The following is an 18,211-nucleotide window of genomic DNA, read 5'->3' on the forward strand; positions in this document are numbered from 1 at the left end:
AATTAGATGGTGCTAATTTTGCTTTCGCCGCCCATCAGTCTTGGCAACAGCATATTACGGATGGCTTCCAGGGTTTTTATTTGCGCTATATTTTTTTGTATTTTCTCAAGCGCGGGAATCGCAAAGGCATTGAAGGCGTTGATGGCTTTAGTGTCCGGAATCACAATTTCATATTGGCTCAAGGTGTTCCAGTCAGTGCGCGGCATTCGGGTTCCACCCGATCCAAGGTTGGCATATGCGACAACATCGTCTTGAAAGAATGCAAACAGGCAAAATGCCAAGTATTCGGGACGCTTGGGGCGCAAAACTAAAATGTCGGTCGAACAAATACCGGAGAACGGAGCGATGACGACCTTGTGAAAATACGGACGAAGTTTGCCGAACAGTATGTCGTTCTTTCCGAAGGCGGATTTATTGCTGCTGACCGCGTCCCCGTGCCCGTATTGATTTAGCGCAATGTTTCTTTTGTCGATATGCTCAAGGCCAATGTATTTTGTTTCAGCCAATATGTCTTCGGTCTTTATGGATTCCCGTATATTGTCCGTGACGTCTCCCAGTTTTCCCTCTTTCCAATCGGGTTGTGGCGATTCGATGAAGGTTTGGCGGAAGAGGGTTTCGGCGAGGGATTCGAGGGTTTTGTTCTGGCGATGTAGGAGGTCGATTTTGTCGTCAAGGATGCCCAGCATATCCGCTATCGCGCGTTGCTCGGGGAGCGGGGGAATTTTTACCGACGCCAGATAAATATAATTACGGTTTAACGAGGGTTGAGCACTGCCAGAATTATAACCCGAAAAATCCAATGTTTTCAGCAGGTAATAGGCGAAGCGCACATCGTTGCCCTTGAAGTCGGTGACATAGAGGGCGGTGTTGTGCGGCCAATAATCAACATCGCTGTAATGAACTTGTCCAAACGAGGCGCCGCTTCGCCCGATAACTATGCCCGGCCCTTTTGCCAGTGCGGTATCGTGGAAGCCGTTCTGCCCGGCTGAGCCCATGACGGGAATGTTGCCCGCGCGTCGCTCCGGATCGGTCAAGTCGTGTCCTCTTTGGAGTGATATAAAATCACCGAGAGTCGCATCCTTCCATTCGCTCGCGGCTGTTTGCCGGGGACGCGGGGCTTTTGCCTCGCTTGGTTGGGTGCGGGGTTTCATGCGGCACCTCCCGCAAAGACCTGCCGATACATGACTTTCTCGCTGGCGCGGGTGTCGCGGTTGCGTTCGAGGCGCTTTTTCCAATAGAGGCCGCCGCCGACTTGTTTCAAGGGGGCGTCATTCATGGCGAAGCGCGCCGATTTCACGCGGCAGCCGACTGCGATGATGCCGTCGATTTTCACGAGTCCGTCCGCGCTTTGGTAAATGATGAATTCTGTTTTTTCAGGGTTCATAGCTTCACCTTCGCGAGGTTTTGGCGGATGACTTCGTTGAGTTTTTGCTCCTCCAGCATCTGGGCGGCGAGCTCGGCCTGGAGGGCGGCGAATCTTTCGGGGAAATTAAAATCGTCCTCCTCGTCGGGGAGCCCGACGTAGCGGCCGGGCGTGAGCACGTAGTCGAGCTCGGCGACGCGGTGGAGCGGGACGGAGGCGCAATAACCGGGAATGTCTTCGTAAGGCAGGGCGTGTTCGCCGGGCGCGCCGCTTTTCCCCGCTCCCGCCAATTTCGGGGACGGCGGTTTCGGCGAAACCGCCCTACCTGTGCGCCATGCGTGGTATGTGCCGGCGATTTGTTGTATGTCCTCGTGCGAGAGTTCGCGGGTGCGGCGGTTGATAAGGTGGCCGAGGTTGCGGGCGTCGATGAAGAGGATTTCGCCGGGACGCGGGTGGGCGGTGGTTTTGCGGGCGCGATTAAGGAACCAGAGGGCGGCGGGGATTTGCGTGTTGAGAAAGAGTTTCGCGGGGAGGTTGACGATGCAGTCGATAAGGTTGCCGTCGGCGATCATGGCCTTGCGGATGTCGCCCTCGCCGGAGGTTTTGCTGGTAAGCGCGCCCTTGGCAAGAACGACGCCGGCCTTGCCGCCGGGGGTGAGGTGGGCGACGAAGTGTTGGAGCCAGGCGAAGTTGGCGTTGCCGACGGGCGGGCGGCCGTATTGCCAGCGTCCGTCGGTCTGGAGGAGGTCGCCGCTCCAGTCGCTAACGTTGAAGGGCGGGTTGGCGATGATGAAGTCGGCGCGGAGATCCTTGTGGGCGTCGTTGAGGAAGGAACCCTCGTTGTTCCACTTCACCTGCGTGGCGTCGATGCCGCGGATGGCGAGGTTCATCTTGGCGAGGCGCCAGGTGGTTTGGTTGCTTTCCTGGCCGTAGATGGAGATGTCGTTGACGCGGCCCTGGTGCTCTTTGACGAACTTCTCGGACTGCACGAACATGCCGCCGGAGCCGCAGCAGGGATCGAAGACGCGACCTTTGTAGGGTTCGAGCATGGCGACGAGGAGCTCGACGATGGAGCGCGGTGTGTAGAACTGGCCGCCCTGCTTGCCCTCGGCGAGGGCGAACTCGCCGAGAAAATACTCGAAGACGTGGCCGAGGACGTCGGCGCTGCGGGCCTTGGCGTCGCCGAGGGCGATGTTTCCGACGAGGTCGATGAGGCCGCCGAGGCTGGAGGGGTCGAGGTTTTGGCGGGCGAAGACTTTTGGGAGGACACTCTTGAGCTGGGCGTTGTCGCGCTCGATGGCGTCCATGGCGTCGTCAACGATTTTGCCGATGGCCGGAAGCTTGGCGCTGTTTTGAAGATAACGCCAGCGCGCGGCGGGCGGGACGAAGAAGACGCGCTCGGCCTTGTATTCGTCGGGGTCCTCGGGGTCGCCGCCGGAGGCTTTTTCGGCGGCGAGGCGGGCGTGGAGTTCCTCGAAGGAGTCGGAGATGTATTTGAGGAAGATGAGGCCGAGGACGACGTGCTTGTATTCGGCGGCGTCGATGTTTTTGCGGAGTTTGTCGGCGGCGCGCCAGAGTTGCTTTTCGAGCGGTTCGGCGGCGGGTTGCTTGGGTTTGGCGGTGCGAGCCATGTGCGATGGGCGAGATGTTTTGGAAAATGGGTTTGCCGTGTCCGTGATTGGCTAGCGGCGGCGGGAGAACGTTGCGAGTGCATTACATGCTTTTTACGCAAGGAATTGCAGCAACGAAAACGTGTTTTTTGCGAAATATATTGGGGCGAAAATTTGGCGCGGGTTGGCGGAAGGCGCGACAGCTCAGGATGATTTTTTCGCGGCACGCGCGGGCTTCGAAGCTGCGGTGGTTTTCGCAGCGGGCGTTTTTCCGGCGGCGGAGGAGGGGGATGTGGTGGCGGTATCGGGTGCGGTTTGAACCGCGGCAGTTTGCGCGGCGACGGCTTTCTTGAATGCGTCCCAGTCCTTGGCGGCGGCGACGGCTTGCGGCGTCATGGCGAGGTAGAGCTTTGCGTTCGCCTCGGTAGCCACGCCTTCATAAACTTCGGTGGTTTTTGTGCTGGTGTGCTGCATGAGGTAGCCGACGGAGGGCATGTTTTTCGTGTGAGCGAGCATATAGCTGGCGAAGGAGTGACGCCAGACGTTGCGCAGGCCGCGCAGGGTTTCCTTGTCGTCGTCGGTGGCGGCTGCCAGCGGGCGCAATCCGGCGCGAATCAGCGCGGCGCGTTTCCATTCGCGGTAATTGAGGAATGTCATCGACCAGCACGCCTCCGGCGCGTGCGCCAACCATGCCCAGAGGACGTCGGGGTGCCCCTGCCGCCATTTGCGTTTTCCGCTTTTGTGAAGGGAGCCCGGCATCTCGATGCCTTTTTCCTCGAAGCTCAGGTGTGCCTTTTGGATGCGTCCCGCCGAGGAGTAGCGCAGGCCGCCGAATGCCTCCAGCGCGATGCGTCCGGCAACGGGCTCGTGCAGGTTGGCCTTGAAAAATTTGAAAGCGTCCTCGGGCGAAATGACAACTACGTCGCCGTCATCAACCTCGGGCACGGCGACGATTTCGCAGGGGTTGCGGAGTATCCAGCCTTCCTTGCGGGTGCGGTCGAGGAAGGTGTTCACGTCCTTGCGGTGGTGTTTTTTCGTTTGAGCCTCCATAGGCTCGCCGGTCTTCGGGTTGGTGAGCTTTGCCAGCCACCGGCGGATGTCGTCGGCCTCAAGCTCGTTGAGTTTTTTGTCACCGTAGTCGTTGCAGAAGCGGATGCCGACGTGTTTGTCGATATGCCGCCAGGTGTCGGCGGAGAGTTTTTCCTCGGTCTCGCGGATCGCGCGGTATTTCACGTAGGCCTCGCGCACGGTGAGACTTTGCGCGCCGCCTTTTCCGATGCCCTGACGGTAGGCGAGCCATTCGTGGGCGACGATGATGGGATCGGTTTCATCGCCGACGAGTTTTTGAAAATCGAGGTAACGCGCCCAGCGTTTCGGATCGAAGGCGAGCACGTCCGTGCCGTGTTTCTCGCGTTTCTCGGCAAGATCCCTTGCGGCGACCTCGCGGGCGGCGGCGTCCTTGAAGCCGGTGGCTTCGCGGCGACCGGATTCGCGGTCGGTCCAGTGCAAATAAAAAGGGGCGTTTGGCCTGTCTTTTCGGTAGGAATACCGAATTCCCCGAGGTGGCGACCACTTGCCTCGTTTTTTCGCCAAACTGCGTCCGACTGTTGGTTGCTGTTCTGGTTGCTGTTTCGGTTGCTGTTTCGGTTGCTGTTTGGTTGTCATTTCTGCTGTTTTTGACAGTAAACCAATCCAGTCAACAATAAAGCCCCCTCCTATGAGGAGGGGGCTTTATTGGTAAAATGGTCGGGCCGGAGAGATTCGAACTCTCGACCTCTTGCACCCCATGCAAGCGCGCTACCAGGCTACGCTACGGCCCGAACAAAAGGAGACGCAGCAAGGCTGACACCGCGCAAACTTGCAAGCGGTTTTTTCTTAAAAATATTCGTCCCCGTTTAATCGCAGCCTCGCGCCCGGCTCACTTTCCGCGCAGGGCTTGACAAGACTTTCACGCAATAGTTAATTTCGCACGCATATATAAACGTTCACTTTGCGAAAACCAAAGGTGGGCCTCTTGGCCTGCTTTTTTTTTCCTCACACACCAACACCTTACAACATCACTATGAGCAACGAAATCCTCGCCGTCCTCGAATACATGGAAAAAGAAAAGGCCATTCCGCGCGCCGACATGATTGCCGCCATAGTGAACGCAATCAAAACCGCCGCGCAAAAGGGCGTTAACGCGGGCCAGGAGCTCAAGATCGAAATCGATCCCAAATCCGGCAAGCTCAAGGCGTGGGCGCTGCTCAAGGTCGTTGATTCCGTAAGCAATCCGAAGACCGAGATTCACATCGAGAAAGCCCAGGCACTCCAATCCGGCGTGCAACTCGGCGATATTATCGAGCGCGAAGTCGACCCCGCCATGCTCGGACGCATCGCCGCGCAAACCGCGCGCCAGACCGTCATGCAAAAACTCCGCCAGTTTGAGAAGGATCGCATTTACGACGACTTCAAGGACATGGTCGGAAACATCGTCACCGGCACCGTTCGCCGCAGGGAGCGCGGGGACATCGTTGTCGATCTTGGCAAGGCCGAGGCGCTCCTCACCAGCAAGGAACAGGTTCCCGGCGAGGAATACCAGGCGGGCGACCGCGTGCGCTGCATCTTGCTCGAAATCGAATCCACGCCGCGCGGCCCCGAGATCATTCTCAGCCGCGCCAGCCAGAAATTTGTCCGCAGGCTCTTCGAGCTTGAGGTCACCGAAATCGCCGACGGCACCGTGAAAATCGAGTCCTTCGCGCGCGAGCCCGGCTACCGCACAAAAATCTCAGTCTCCACCAACGACCCGAAAGTCGATCCCGTCGGCGCGTGCGTCGGCGCCCGCGGCGCCCGCGTGAAGACCATCGTTCGCGAGCTCAACGGCGAGAAAATCGACATCATTCCTCACCACGACGATCCTCAACAATTCATCATCGAGGCCCTTAAACCCGCGGTTCCCCGAGACATGGTCTTCGACGAGAAAAACCACCGTGTCTCCCTTAAGGTTGACTCGGAAAACCTCGCCATCGCCATCGGCCGCAAGGGGCAGAACGCGCGCCTCACCTCGCGCCTTGTGGGCTGGAAACTCGACATCGAGGAATATAAGGCCGCCTCGTCCGACCCGCGCGAGGACGCCATCCAGTCGCTCATCAAGAGCCTCGGCCTTGACCGCGCGATCTCGGAGCGCCTCGTCAACATCGGCATGAACTCGCCCGCCGTCCTCGAGGACGTCGAGCTCGACGACCTCACCGAAGCCGGCTTCTCCGCCGACGAGGCCAACGGCATTCTCTCGAAGCTGCGGAAATAAAACCCCCGCGCTTCCCGCTCACACCATCCATCGCACGGCGTCCCGCGCCACTCGCCACCCAACACCACACGATTAAGATTCACAGCGCAGCAAACACTTACCTGAATGAGTATCCGCATCCACGAACTCGCTAAAAAAATCGGCATGAACAACAAGGAATTGTTGGCCATGCTGAAAGAGCGCAAATTTGACGTTAAAAGCGTCTCCAGCACCATCGACAATATCAGCGCCGAGGCAATTGTGGAGGAGTTTGCGGAAAAGAACAAGGCGTCCGCGCCCGTCGAGCAACCACCGCCCCCTGCGCCGGAGCCGGAGGCCGCGCCCGCGCCCGCGCCCGTTCATATTCCCACGGTAAAATCCGCCGCCGATGTCGCGCGCGAAAAAGAGGAGGCGGCTCGTGCCAAAAAAGCCGCCGAGGATGCCGCCAGGGGCGTGGTGTCACCGAGTCCCGCCGTTCCCGTCGAAAAACCCGCGGCACCCCGCAAGGCCGCCCCGGCTGTTCCGCCGCCGCCGCCCGTCGTTTCCGCGCCGAAGCCGCCGCCCGCAATTCCCGCGCCCAAGCCGGCCGCTCCGCGTCCCTCGAGCATTCCTTCCGTCCGCTCCGCGCCCGCGGTTCCACCTTCGCCTCCTCAAACCCCCGGAGTGCGCCCCGCGCCCTCGACCGCGCAATCCGCTCCGCGTCCGACTCCGCCGCCGCCCTCGGCACCGGTTTCCCGTCCGGTTTCCGCGCCGCCGCCACCAGCTCCGCGTCCTGTTTCCGCGCCGCCCCCGCCGCCGATCGCAAGCGCGCCGAAGCCGCCGCCCGCAATTCCCGGCACCACGCCTCCAATTGCCCCGGCGCCCACAGCTCCCGCGCAGCCAACCGAAGCCGGTGACGGTGAGCTGAAAGTAATCAGCCTCAAGCCGCCCGTGATCGTGCGCGATTTTGCGCCCGCGCTCGGCCTCAAACCTTTCAAGCTCATCTCCGAGCTCATGGGCATGGGCGTGTTCGCCTCCATGAATCAGGCGATCGACGAGGGTGTTGCCATCAAGGTCGCCGAAAAACACGGCTACCTCCTCGAGGTCAAACACCGCGGCGACGCCGCCTCGCAGCAAGCCGCCAAGGCCGAGGAAAAAAAAGCCCGCGCCAAAAAAGCCGCCGCCGAGGACGACCCGAAAAACCTCGCCTCGCGCCCGCCCGTCGTCTGCATCCTCGGTCACGTTGACCACGGCAAGACCTCGTTGCTCGACAGCATTCGCAAGGCCCATGTCGCCTCTGGCGAAGCCGGCGGTATCACGCAGCACATCGGCGCCTACCAGATCGAATACAACGGCCGCAAAATCACCTTCCTCGACACGCCCGGCCACGCCGCGTTCAACAAGATGCGCGCGCGCGGAGCCGACGCCACCGACATCGCCATTCTCGTCATTGCCGCCGACGACGGCTTCAAGCCGCAAACCGAGGAGGCTCTCGCCCACGCGCAAAATGCCAAGGTGCCGATCATCGTTGCCGTCAACAAAATGGACGTCAAAGGCGCCAACCTCGACCAAGTCAAGGGCCAGATGCAGCAGCACGGCATCGCCCCGGAAGACTGGGGCGGCGAGACAATCACCGTTCCCGTTTCCGCAATCAAGGGCACCGGCATATCCGACCTCATGGAGATGATTCTCCTTCAGTCCGACGTCCTCGAACTCAAGGCCAACCCGAAGGCCGATCCCAGCGGCGTCATCATCGAATCCCAAATCGATGTCGGCCGCGGGCCGCTCGCCACCGTCATCGTGCAACGCGGCACGCTCAAGGTCGGCGACTCCATTGTGTGCGGCCAGCAATGGGCCAAAATCCGCGCCATGTATGACGACCGCGGCAACGCAATCAAGGAGGCACCTCCCTCGACGCCCGCGCGCGTCATCGGCTGGTCCGGCGCGCCCGACAGCGGCGCCACCTTCAAGGCAGTCAAGAACGCCCGCGAGGCCGAGCGCCTTGCCGAGGATGCGCAGCACGCCGCCAAGCTCGCGGCCACCTCCCAAGCCGCCGCGCCCAAGGAAACTTCAATCGACGCGCTCTTCGCCAACATCGCCGCCTCGCAACAAAAGACGCTAAAGATCATCATCAAGGCGGATGTTTACGGCTCCACCGAGGCGGTCCGCAGCGTTCTCGAAAACATCAAGTCCAGCAAAGTCGCGCTCGAAATCGTCTCGACCGACGTCGGCCTTATTTCCAAGAACGACGTGCTCATGGCCAGCACCGGCTCCGCCACGATCATCGGCTTCAACACCAAGCTCGAAAACGGCGTCACTCCGCTAGCCAAGCACCACAAGGTTCGCATCGAAACATTCGGCATCATCTACGAACTCGCAGACCGCGTGCGCGAAATGATGGCCGACCTCCTCGAACCCGATCTCAAGGAAGTCAAACTCGGCGCCGCCGAAGTGCGCGCCACCTTCCCGCTCGCGAAGGGCTTCGTCGCCGGCTGCCTTGTCACCGAGGGCAAGATCACCCGCAACGCGCAAGCCCGCCTCCGCCGCGGCAACAAAATCGCCCACGAGGGCAAAATCGAAATGCTCAAACGTTTCAAGGACGACGCCAACGAAGTGCGCGCCGGCCTCGAGTGCGGCATCAAGCTCGGCGACTACAACGCCTACGAAATCGGCGACGTCATCGAATGCTTCGAAATTCAAAAAGTCAGGGCGACGCTCTGAGAAAAAGACTGAAAGGCTGAAAAGCTGAAGGACTGAAAGAAAAACAGCCTTCAGCATTTGCCATTTCTTCAGCCTTTCAGCCCTTCAGTCCTTCAGCTTTTCCCGCCATGTCCAACCGAACACTCCGCGTCAACGAACTCATCCAGCGCGAACTCAGCGACATTCTTCGCAAGCGATATCAGAGCGAGGCGGTGACGATCACCATCAGCGCCGTTTCAACCGCGCCCGACTTGCGCGACTGCCGCGTGCACGTCTCCGTGGTGGGCGATCCCGATTTCGCCGGGCAAAAACTCCGCTGGCTGCGCAAAAAGGAAAAAGACCTTCGCCAGGAACTCGGCCGCCGCATCATCCTCAAATACATGCCCAAGTTCACCTTCGCGCTCGACACCTCCACCGCGCGCGGCAACCGCATCCTCGGCATTCTCGACGAGCTGGAGGAAAAGGCTGAAAAACCGAAAGACTGAAGAGCTGAAAAAGCAGCCTGCGGTCGTCGCCAAGTATTTTAGCCCTTCAGTCTTTCAGCCCTTTTCTTCCGCCATGTATTTTCCAAAGCTCTCTCCACTCTTCAAAACCCTCCTCGACTCCGTTTCCGGCCAGCCTGTGGCCGTGATCGGTCACGCCCGGCCCGACGGCGATTGCATTGGCTCCCAAATCGCGCTCGCCCGCGTTCTCCAATCACTCGGGATTAAAACAATCTGCGTCAACGGCGACCCCGTTCCCCGTCGCATCCAGTATCTCGTCACTCCTGAAACTCCTTTTTTCCTCCCCGACGACATGCTGTCCGGTTCGAGCACCGCAGGCTGGACCGCCATCTTCGTCGATTGCGCCGACCACGATCGCGGCGGCGCCAAGGTCCGAAACCGCTTCCCCTCGCCCGCGGGCTGCATCGACCATCACCTCTCCAACGCCGATTATGCCGCGCACAACATCGTCGATCCCGCCGCCGCCGCCACGTGCGAAATGCTCGCGGGCATGTTTCTCGACCTCGGCCTTCCCATCGACGAAATCACTGCCAGGGCGCTCTACGCCGGCATCAACACCGACACCGGCCAATTTCGTTTCGGCAGCACCACCCCCCGCACTTTCAAACTCGCCGCCGAGCTCGTCGCGCGCGGAGCCAGCCCCGCCGAGGCCGGTTACGAAATCTACGAGCGCGAAAGCTGGGGCAAACTCAAGCTCCTCGACGCATTCCTCCGCTCGCTCACCCGCGAGTGTGACAACCGCGCCTGCATCGGCATTCTCCCCGACGGCATCTTCGACCTCACCGGCACCACGCCCGAGGACACCGAGGGGCTGGTCGATTACGCGCGTTGCATCGACGGCGTCGAAATCGGCGTGCTCATTGAGGAGCGCCCCGGCGCGATCAAGGCCAGCCTTCGCGCCAAAAATCCCGCCATGCGCGTTGACCGCATCGCCGCCATTTTCGGCGGGGGAGGGCACGCCTGCGCCGCCGGCCTCAACATGAAAAACGCCCCGTCGCTTGCCGAGTTTCGCGCGCAACTCGTCACCGCCATCGCCGCGCAACTCGACGCGGTAAAAAATTAAGAACTAAGATTTTAAAAATTAAAAAACAAACCCTCAGGCATCGCACATGCACTCGAACTCGTTTCACACGCGGCGCGGCAGCGCCCGCTTCTTAATTCTTAAATCTTAATTCTTAATTTCCATCATGTTGGTTCCACCCAAAGAACTTGAGGGCGTCCTCCTCATCGACAAACCCACCGACCACACATCGCACGACGTGATCGCGCGCCTCCGCGGCATCTTGAAAATGAAACGCATTGGCCACGCCGGCACGCTCGACCCGATGGCCACGGGCATTCTTATCGTGCTCGTTGGCAAGGCCACTCGCGCCTCGCAATACCTCATGAGCGTGGACAAGGAATACACCGGCACGATCTCCCTCGGCAAGGTCACCAACACGCAGGACGCCGAGGGCGAGATGCTTGAGACGCGCCCGGTGCCGCCCTTCACGCAGGAGCAAATCCTTGCCGCCATGAAAACCTTCGTCGGCGACCAATACCAGACGCCGCCCATGTTTTCCGCCATCAAGATCGACGGCGTCCCGCTCTACAAAGCCGCGCGCAAAGGCGAGGAAATCGAGCGCGAGCCGCGCTTTATCCGCGTATCCAAATTTGAACTGCATCGTTGGGAAACACCCGAGATCGACTTCACTCTCCGTTGCAGCAAAGGCACGTATGTGCGCACCATCGCGCACGACCTCGGCCAGAAACTTGAATGCGGCGCGCACCTCTCGCGCCTCCGCCGCACCGGCACTGGCAAGTTCACCGATGCCCAATGCGTGACCTTGGAGCACCTGCAAAAACTCCCGCGTCCCGAAATCGAAAAACTCCTCATCCCCGTTCACGAAGCCGTCCCCAGCGTAGCATTGTGAGGGGCATAACATTGAATTGACCGGATCGCGTCGAGTGGCGCGGGCAGTCAGCGTGTGGGTTTCATCGAATGTTCGGGTTCCCTTGCCGCATTGTGGCAGGGCGTTCCGGGCAAAGCGACTGTTTGACTATCGTCTCGGTGAGTCTCGGCCATCCTCACTTCGAAAAAACTTCCCGGTTCTAGCTTTTGGGCGATGTGGAAACGTCGGTTATAACCAAATGGCGAAATGCCAAAGCCCAGAATTTCAATATCTGAAAATCCCGCAGTTTGGATTTTGCCTCGCCTGTGTCACTGCTTGGCGCGCGTCAAAATCAACTGCGTCAATTTTGTGTCAACCTGTCTCACTTTATTAACTTTTTCGGTATTTATCCCCGTTAATTTTAGCCTCATTGTCCCATTTATAAATTTTCTACTCATTGATTTTCATCGATTAAAGTAAATCGTTATTTTTGACGGCACGCGCATTGCTTAATGATTCCACATTATGAGCCGCATTTTAGGAATAGACCTTGGAACAACCAACTCCTGCATGTCCGTCATGGAAGGTGGAGAGCCCGTTGTCATCCCGAACGCCGAGGGCGCGCGCACCACGCCGTCCGTCGTCGCGTTCACCAAATCCGGCGAGCGTCTGGTCGGCCAAGCCGCCAAGCGCCAAGCCGTTACCAATCCGCATAACACCATTTTTTCAGCCAAACGCCTCATCGGGCGCAAATTCTCCGAGATTCAGCAAGAGGCTGCCAATTTTCCTTTCAAGGTAGTCGAGGGCAAAAACGGCGACGCCTACATCGAGGCCAGGGTCGGCGACAAAACCGAGACCTTCGCGCCGCAACAAATCTCCTCGTTCGTCCTCGCCAAGATGAAGGCCGACGCCGAGGCCTACCTCGGTGACAAAATCACGCAAGCCGTCATCACCGTCCCCGCCTACTTCAACGACGCCCAGCGCCAGGCCACCAAGGACGCCGGCAAAATCGCCGGCCTCGAAGTCCTCCGCATCATCAACGAGCCCACCGCCGCCTCGCTCGCCTACGGCCTCGACAAAAAGAAGGACGAAAAAATCGCCGTCTTCGACCTCGGCGGCGGCACCTTCGACGTCTCCGTCCTCGAAATCGGCGACGGCGTTTTCGAAGTCAAGGCCACCAACGGCGACACACACCTCGGCGGCGACAACTGGGACGAAGCCCTCATCACCTGGCTCGTTGACGATTTCAAAAAGGACAACGGCATCGACCTCCGCAAGGACCCGATGGCACTCCAACGCCTCAAGGAAGAGGCCGAGAAAGCCAAGATCGCCCTCTCCTCCACGCAGTCCGTTGACATCAACCTGCCCTTCATCACCGCCGACGCCACGGGTCCGAAACACCTCAACGTCACGCTCACCCGCGCCAAGATGGAGCAAATCTGCGACACCCTCTTCCAGCGCTGCACGCCGCCCTTCCAGAACTGCATGAAGGACTCCGGCCTCGCCGCCAGCAACATCGACGAACTCGTGCTCGTCGGCGGCATGACCCGCATGCCCAAGGTCGTTGAAATCGCCAAGCAACTCGCCGGCAAACAACCGCACCAAGGCGTCAACCCCGACGAAGTCGTCGCCATCGGCGCCGCGATCCAGGGCGGCGTCCTCAAGGGCGACGTGAAGGACGTGCTCCTCCTCGACGTCACGCCGCTCACGCTCGGCATCGAAACCGCCGGCGGCGTCTCCACGCCCATGATCACGCGCAACACCACCATCCCGTCAAAGAAGACCCAAATCTTCTCGACCTACTCCGACAACCAGCCCGGAGTCGAAATCGTGGTTCTCCAGGGCGAGCGCCCCATGGCGCGCGACAACAAACAAATCGGCACCTTCAAGCTCGACGGCATTCCGCCCGCGCCCCGCGGCACCCCGCAAATCGAAGTCACCTTCGACATCGACGCCAACGGCATCCTCCACGTTTCCGCCAAGGACCTCGGCACCGGCAAGGAGCAAAAAATCACCATTCAAAACTCCTCCGGCCTCTCCAAGGAGGAAGTTGAAAAAATGACCAAGGAGGCCGAGCTCCACGCCGAGGAGGACAAGAAGCGCAAGGAAGCCGTCGAAACCAAGAACCAGCTCGACAGCACCATCTACCAACTTGAAAAAGCCATGAAGGACGCCGGCGACAAACTTCCCGCCGACGTGAAAGGCAAAGTCGAGCCCGCCCTCGCCGACGCGAAAAAAGCCTTGGAGAGCGACAACGCCGACCAAATGAAGTCCGCCCTGGAAAACCTTCAAAAGATCGGCGCCGAATTCTATCAACAAGCGCAGGCCGCCCAGCAAGCCGCCGGAGCCGCGGGCGCAGCTGACGCCGGCGCGCAACCGCCGCCCGCCGGTGAGCCGAAAAAAGACGAGCCCAAAAAAGCCGACGTGGTAGATGCCGACTTCGAAGTCGTCGATGACGACAAGAAGAAGGGCTGAAAACCAGCCGCAGGTGAACACAGATAAACGCAAATAATAGAAATCTATCTCCGGTTTTATCTGTGTCCGTCTGTGGTTAAAATATCCCCTGAATACACACTTCGAGGAAGCCTGAATTCATTAATAATAAAATAAACATATAATTATGCCTGTCGTATTATCATTTGATCTAAAAAACGCCACATCCACCGATTACGGCCACCTGCAAAGCATGTTTGAGCGATTTGGGTTTGAAAACCTTGGCGGGTCTTCATACCGATACCCACAACTAGGCACTCACCCACATACCGAGGACTGGTTTAATCATGTAATTCCAGCCCTGATGCTTTTTAGATCGTATGCAGTAAAATCAAAGAAAATAAAAAAAATCACATTAGATATACAAACATCTACAGGATATGCACCTGTTGCGAAATTTGGAACCGCCCCGAAAACAAGCAGTGAAATAAAATTTTATAATCCTAATAACGCACAATTTGGACTAAGCAATCTGAAAGACTGGTTGGACGGTGTTACGTTTCCCTATGATACAACTAGTGACAAAATATGATTTGAAAACACCAAATGGGGCAATCCGGGTATTGCAACAAGATTGATACTTTAAAAATTATGAATTAGGCACAGAGGGTCGCAAGACATCACACACATCATACGCAATTCACCATCATTTTTGTAAAATCAAAAATTGAAGCCATAAACACACAGAAAACAACCCCACAGCCGGACGGCCCTCCCAAACTCTGTGCCGCGACGGCTTGGCGGCGCGCTCTGTGCCCTCTGTGTCTAAAAAACAACCCAAAAAACTTTTTTGGTATTAACGAAAAGCATAAACATGAACACCGAATCCAACCGCGTTGAATTCAAACTCAAACTTACCGACAAGTTTGAGCGTTCTGTCGTTGCTTTTCTCAATTATCCGGGCGGTGGCGAGATTCTTCTCGGCATCAATGACGACGGCTCCACCGCGGGGCTCGCCGACGCCGACGGCGACCAGCTAAAGATCGTTGATCGTATCAAAAACAACATTCGCCCCGCCACGCTCGGCCTGTTCGATGTCATTCGCGAGCAACGCGACGGCAGGGACATCATACGCGTCGTGGTTTCCGGAGGACCACAGCGGCCCTACTATATTCGCGAAAAGGGAATGAGCGAAACAGGATGCTTTATTCGCGCCGGCAACTCCGTCCAGCCGATGACGGAGCAAATGATAGAGGGGCTTTTGTCAAAACGGCACCCCGTCTCGCTTCAAACCACGCCCTCCCCCAGGCAAAATCTGACTTTCGAACAACTGAAAATTTATTATCAGGAGCACGGCTATGAAATCACGTCGGAATTCATCGCCAACCTCGATTTGCTTCTGCCATCAGGGGAATACAATTACGCAGCCTATCTGCTGGCCGACAACAACGGCGTGTCCATGAAAGTCGCCAAATACGCCGGAACCGACAAATACGACCTGGTTGAGAATTACGAATACGGCAATTGCTGCCTGCTGACGGCGACAAACCGAATTTTAGAAAAGCTGCTGGTTGAAAACAAAACCTTCGCGAAAATCTCCTATCCGACCCGCCTTGAAAAAAACATGGTGGACAAGACGGCGCTGCGCGAGGCGGTCATCAACGCCATCGTGCACAACGATTACAGCCTCACCGTTCCGCTCGTCGAAATCTACTCCGACCGCATGGTGGTGACCTCCGCCGGCGGCCTGGTCGAGGGACTCTCGCAGGATGATTTTTTCAATTGCCGCTCCATGCCGCGCAATCGCGTCTTGATGCGAGTGTTTCGTGACGCGGAGCTGGTTGAAAACCTCGGCTCCGGCATGACGCGCATACTCCGAGCCTATGACCGCTCGATTTTCAACTTCACGCCAAGTTTTCTGGAAATAACTTTCCAGTTCGACGAAGACTACAAAGCCGGCAATAGCACCGACGGCTCCGACCAAGCCACCGCGCAAGATAACCTATTGGACGAAAGCCTGTTGCAAGAATTGGCGGGAGCTTTGACATTGCCCACCGCGCAAGTCACCGCGCAGGCTACCCCGCAAGTCACCCCGCAAGTCACCCCGCAAGTCACCCCGCAAGTCACCGTGCAAGTTAAAAAGATACTTCAAGCCGCTATTCATCCAATGAATCGCGAACTGTTGCAGCAGGCGTCCAATCTCAGTGACCGCGAGCATTTTCGCAAAGCTTACCTTGAACCGCTTGTCTCCGCAGGCTGGCTCGAACGCACTATCCCCGACAAACCCACCAGCCGCCTTCAGCAATATCGCATCACCGAAAAAGGCCGCGCGTGGCTGCAAAAAGCAACCGGAACGACCGCCGCTGAAAAAAGCGCTTCCCAACCGGCATGACTCTCGCGCACAATTTTCCCTTTTCCCTCATTTTTCCTCTAACCCACAACCACAACCAACCAAAAACACACTATGGCAAAAATCAAAATCAAGCCTGTCGGTGATCGCGTCCTCGTGAAGCACATCGAAGAAAAAGAACAAGTCCGCGGCGGCATCATCATTCCCGATTCCGCCAAGGAAAAACCGCAGGAGGCCGAAGTCATCGCGCTCGGCTCCGGCAAGAAAGACGACAGCGGCAAAGTCGTTCCCTTCGAAGTGAAGGTCGGCGACAAGGTCCTCATCAGCAAATACGGCGGAACCGAGGTCAAAATCGACGACGAGAAATACACCCTCGTCCGCGAAGACGACATCCTCGGCATCTTCGCCTAATCCGTCAAAAAACGCATCCAAAACACAAACGCGTTTTCTCAATCCAAAATCCAAAATCTAAAATCCAAAATCTACCAATATGGCAGCCAAACAACTCCTCTTCGACGAAGCCGCACGCCAGAAAATGCTCAAGGGCGTCGAGCTTCTCTCCAAAGCCGTCAAGGCCACGCTCGGTCCCAAGGGCCGCAACGTCGTCATCGACAAAAAATTCGGCTCTCCCACCGTCACCAAGGACGGCGTGAGCGTCGCCAAGGAAATCGAGCTCCCCGATCCCTATGAAAACATGGGCGCGCAAATGGTGAAGGAAGTCGCCTCCAAGACCTCCGACGCCGCGGGCGACGGCACCACCACCGCCACCGTCCTCGCCGAGGCCATCTACAAGGAAGGCCTCAAGCACGTCACCGCCGGCGCCAACCCGATCTTCCTCAAGCGCGGCATCGACAAGGCCGTCACCGCCGCCGTCGCCGAGCTCAAGAAACAATCCAAGAAGGTCAGCGACACCGAGGAAGTGCGCCAAGTCGCCACCGTCTCCGCCAACTGGGACACCGAGATCGGCCAGATCATCGCCGACGCCATGAACAAGGTCGGCAAGGACGGCACCATCACCGTCGAGGAGGCCAAGTCCATCGAAACCACCCTCGACGTCGTCGAAGGCATGCAGTTCGACAAGGGCTACATCTCGCCCTACTTCGCCACCAACAACGACACGCTCGAAGCCGTCCTCGAGGACGCCTACGTGCTCATCCACGAGAAGAAGATTTCCAACCTCCAGGAATTCCTTCCCCTCCTCCAGACCGTCGCCAAGACCGGCAAGCAATTCCTCATCATCGCCGAGGAAGTCGAAGGCGAAGCCCTCGCCGCGCTCGTCGTGAACAAAATCCGCGGCACCATCAACGTGTGCGCCGTCAAGGCCCCCGGCTTCGGCGACCGCCGCAAAGCCATGCTCGAGGACATCGCCATCCTCACCGGCGGCAAGTGCATCACCGAGGACCTCGGCCTCAAGCTCGAGAACCTCACCATCGCCGACCTCGGCAAAGCCAAGCGCATCGTCGTTGACAAGGAAAACACCACCATCGTCCAGGGCGCCGGCAAGTCGTCCGACATCCAGGGGCGCGTGAAACAAATCCGCCGCCAGATCGACGAAACCACCAGCGACTACGACCGCGAGAAGCTCCAGGAGCGCCTCGCCAAGCTCGCCGGCGGCGTCGCCGTCATCAATGTCGGCGCGGCCACCGAAGTCGAGATGAAGGAAAAGAAAGCCCGCGTCGAGGACGCCCTCCACGCCACGCGCGCCGCGGTTGAGGAAGGCATCGTCGCCGGCGGCGGCGTCGCCCTCCTTCGCACCGCCAAGGCAATCGACGCCCTCGAACTCGAAGGCGACGAAAAGATCGGCTCGCAAATCGTGCGCCGCGCCATCGCGCACCCCCTCAAGCAACTCTGCGCCAACGCCGGCATCGACGGCGGCGTGGTTGTGAAGGAAGTGCTCGGCTCGAAAGGCGCGATCGGCTACAACGTGGCGACCGACAAGTTCGAGGACCTCGTGAAAGCCGGTGTTGTTGACCCGACGATGGTCACCCGCACCGCGTTGCAAAACGCGTCCTCGATCGCCGGCCTGCTCCTCACCACCGAGTGCATGATCACGGACATTCCTGAAAAGGAAAAAGCCGCTCCCGCCATGCCCCCCGGCGGCGGAATGGACTACTAATTGATTCCCGCAGGGGCGCCG

At 58.5% G+C, this 18,211-nt stretch carries 13 protein-coding genes, 1 tRNA gene and 1 pseudogene; 10 read left to right on the forward strand and 5 right to left on the reverse strand.

Translation table 11 applies throughout. The features are described 5' to 3' along the window. Positions 1-2: 2 nt before the first annotated feature. From M2447_RS10005 to M2447_RS10025, 5 genes and pseudogenes are all read right to left on the reverse strand, one after another. Positions 3-1,151, reverse strand: a complete 1,149-nt coding sequence (locus M2447_RS10005; protein ID WP_277558500.1) for a restriction endonuclease subunit S — start codon at positions 1,149-1,151, stop codon at positions 3-5. Positions 1,152-1,168: 17 nt separating this feature from the next. Then, positions 1,169-1,327 (reverse strand): annotated as a pseudogene (locus M2447_RS10010) (cell filamentation protein Fic); the annotation flags it as partial. Positions 1,328-1,380: 53 nt separating this feature from the next. After that, positions 1,381-2,994: a class I SAM-dependent DNA methyltransferase gene (locus tag M2447_RS10015; RefSeq protein ID WP_277558502.1), complete on the reverse strand. Its 1,614-nt coding sequence runs from the start codon at positions 2,992-2,994 to the stop codon at positions 1,381-1,383. A gap of 183 nt (positions 2,995-3,177) precedes the next feature. After that, positions 3,178-4,482 carry a hypothetical protein gene (locus tag M2447_RS10020; RefSeq protein ID WP_277558503.1) on the reverse strand — a complete coding sequence of 435 codons (1,305 nt, stop codon included), beginning with the start codon at positions 4,480-4,482 and terminating at the stop codon, positions 3,178-3,180. Between the two features lie 234 nt (positions 4,483-4,716). After that, positions 4,717-4,793 (reverse strand) — tRNA-Pro (locus tag M2447_RS10025). A 242-nt stretch (positions 4,794-5,035) separates the two neighbouring features. Here M2447_RS10025 and nusA point away from each other — a divergent pair. The 10 genes from nusA (at position 5,036) to groL (ending at position 18,190) form a co-directional block, all read left to right on the forward strand. Further along, on the forward strand, positions 5,036-6,259 hold the full coding sequence (gene nusA / locus M2447_RS10030; protein WP_277558504.1) for a transcription termination factor NusA: 1,224 nt from the start codon (positions 5,036-5,038) through the stop codon (positions 6,257-6,259). Positions 6,260-6,364: 105 nt separating this feature from the next. Next, entirely contained in the window at positions 6,365-8,938 is a 2,574-nt protein-coding gene (infB, locus tag M2447_RS10035; RefSeq protein ID WP_277558505.1) for a translation initiation factor IF-2, read from the forward strand. Between the two features lie 107 nt (positions 8,939-9,045). Further along, positions 9,046-9,402 carry a 30S ribosome-binding factor RbfA gene (gene rbfA / locus M2447_RS10040; protein ID WP_277510932.1) on the forward strand — a complete coding sequence of 119 codons (357 nt, stop codon included), beginning with the start codon at positions 9,046-9,048 and terminating at the stop codon, positions 9,400-9,402. Positions 9,403-9,475: 73 nt separating this feature from the next. Further along, a complete protein-coding gene (locus M2447_RS10045) occupies positions 9,476-10,483 on the forward strand; it encodes a bifunctional oligoribonuclease/PAP phosphatase NrnA (protein WP_277558506.1) in 1,008 nt (335 codons plus the stop codon). Between the two features lie 124 nt (positions 10,484-10,607). Then, on the forward strand, positions 10,608-11,333 hold the full coding sequence (truB, locus tag M2447_RS10050; RefSeq protein WP_277558507.1) for a tRNA pseudouridine(55) synthase TruB: 726 nt from the start codon (positions 10,608-10,610) through the stop codon (positions 11,331-11,333). 483 nt (positions 11,334-11,816) lie between these two features. Continuing rightward, complete coding sequence (gene dnaK / locus M2447_RS10055) at positions 11,817-13,766, forward strand: molecular chaperone DnaK (RefSeq protein ID WP_277558508.1); 1,950 nt, start codon at positions 11,817-11,819, stop codon at positions 13,764-13,766. A gap of 145 nt (positions 13,767-13,911) precedes the next feature. Next, positions 13,912-14,316 (forward strand): hypothetical protein, encoded by a 405-nt coding sequence (locus tag M2447_RS10060; protein ID WP_277558509.1) that lies wholly within the window; start codon positions 13,912-13,914, stop codon positions 14,314-14,316. A gap of 282 nt (positions 14,317-14,598) precedes the next feature. Then, positions 14,599-16,116 carry an RNA-binding domain-containing protein gene (locus tag M2447_RS10065; protein ID WP_277558510.1) on the forward strand — a complete coding sequence of 506 codons (1,518 nt, stop codon included), beginning with the start codon at positions 14,599-14,601 and terminating at the stop codon, positions 16,114-16,116. A gap of 72 nt (positions 16,117-16,188) precedes the next feature. Further along, positions 16,189-16,485, forward strand: a complete 297-nt coding sequence (locus tag M2447_RS10070; protein ID WP_108825293.1) for a co-chaperone GroES — start codon at positions 16,189-16,191, stop codon at positions 16,483-16,485. 79 nt (positions 16,486-16,564) lie between these two features. Further along, entirely contained in the window at positions 16,565-18,190 is a 1,626-nt protein-coding gene (gene groL / locus M2447_RS10075) for a chaperonin GroEL (protein WP_277558511.1), read from the forward strand. Positions 18,191-18,211: the final 21 nt, after the last annotated feature.

The organism is Ereboglobus sp. PH5-10 (assembly GCF_029504735.1).
Classification (GTDB): Bacteria; Verrucomicrobiota; Verrucomicrobiia; order Opitutales; family Opitutaceae; genus Ereboglobus.

What these genes read in the sequence shown, in the direction of transcription:
- M2447_RS10045 (WP_277558506.1), top strand. Translation starts at nt 9,476, where the DNA reads ATGTATTTTCCAAAGCTCTCTCCACTCTTCAAAACCCTCCTCGACTCC.
- M2447_RS10015 (WP_277558502.1), bottom strand. Translation starts at nt 2,994, where the DNA reads ATGGCTCGCACCGCCAAACCCAAGCAACCCGCCGCCGAACCGCTCGAA.
- M2447_RS10060 (WP_277558509.1), top strand. Translation starts at nt 13,912, where the DNA reads ATGCCTGTCGTATTATCATTTGATCTAAAAAACGCCACATCCACCGAT.
- dnaK (WP_277558508.1), top strand. Translation starts at nt 11,817, where the DNA reads ATGAGCCGCATTTTAGGAATAGACCTTGGAACAACCAACTCCTGCATG.
- M2447_RS10065 (WP_277558510.1), top strand. Translation starts at nt 14,599, where the DNA reads ATGAACACCGAATCCAACCGCGTTGAATTCAAACTCAAACTTACCGAC.
- groL (WP_277558511.1), top strand. Translation starts at nt 16,565, where the DNA reads ATGGCAGCCAAACAACTCCTCTTCGACGAAGCCGCACGCCAGAAAATG.
- truB (WP_277558507.1), top strand. Translation starts at nt 10,608, where the DNA reads ATGTTGGTTCCACCCAAAGAACTTGAGGGCGTCCTCCTCATCGACAAA.
- M2447_RS10070 (WP_108825293.1), top strand. Translation starts at nt 16,189, where the DNA reads ATGGCAAAAATCAAAATCAAGCCTGTCGGTGATCGCGTCCTCGTGAAG.
- nusA (WP_277558504.1), top strand. Translation starts at nt 5,036, where the DNA reads ATGAGCAACGAAATCCTCGCCGTCCTCGAATACATGGAAAAAGAAAAG.
- infB (WP_277558505.1), top strand. Translation starts at nt 6,365, where the DNA reads ATGAGTATCCGCATCCACGAACTCGCTAAAAAAATCGGCATGAACAAC.
- rbfA (WP_277510932.1), top strand. Translation starts at nt 9,046, where the DNA reads ATGTCCAACCGAACACTCCGCGTCAACGAACTCATCCAGCGCGAACTC.
- M2447_RS10005 (WP_277558500.1), bottom strand. Translation starts at nt 1,151, where the DNA reads ATGAAACCCCGCACCCAACCAAGCGAGGCAAAAGCCCCGCGTCCCCGG.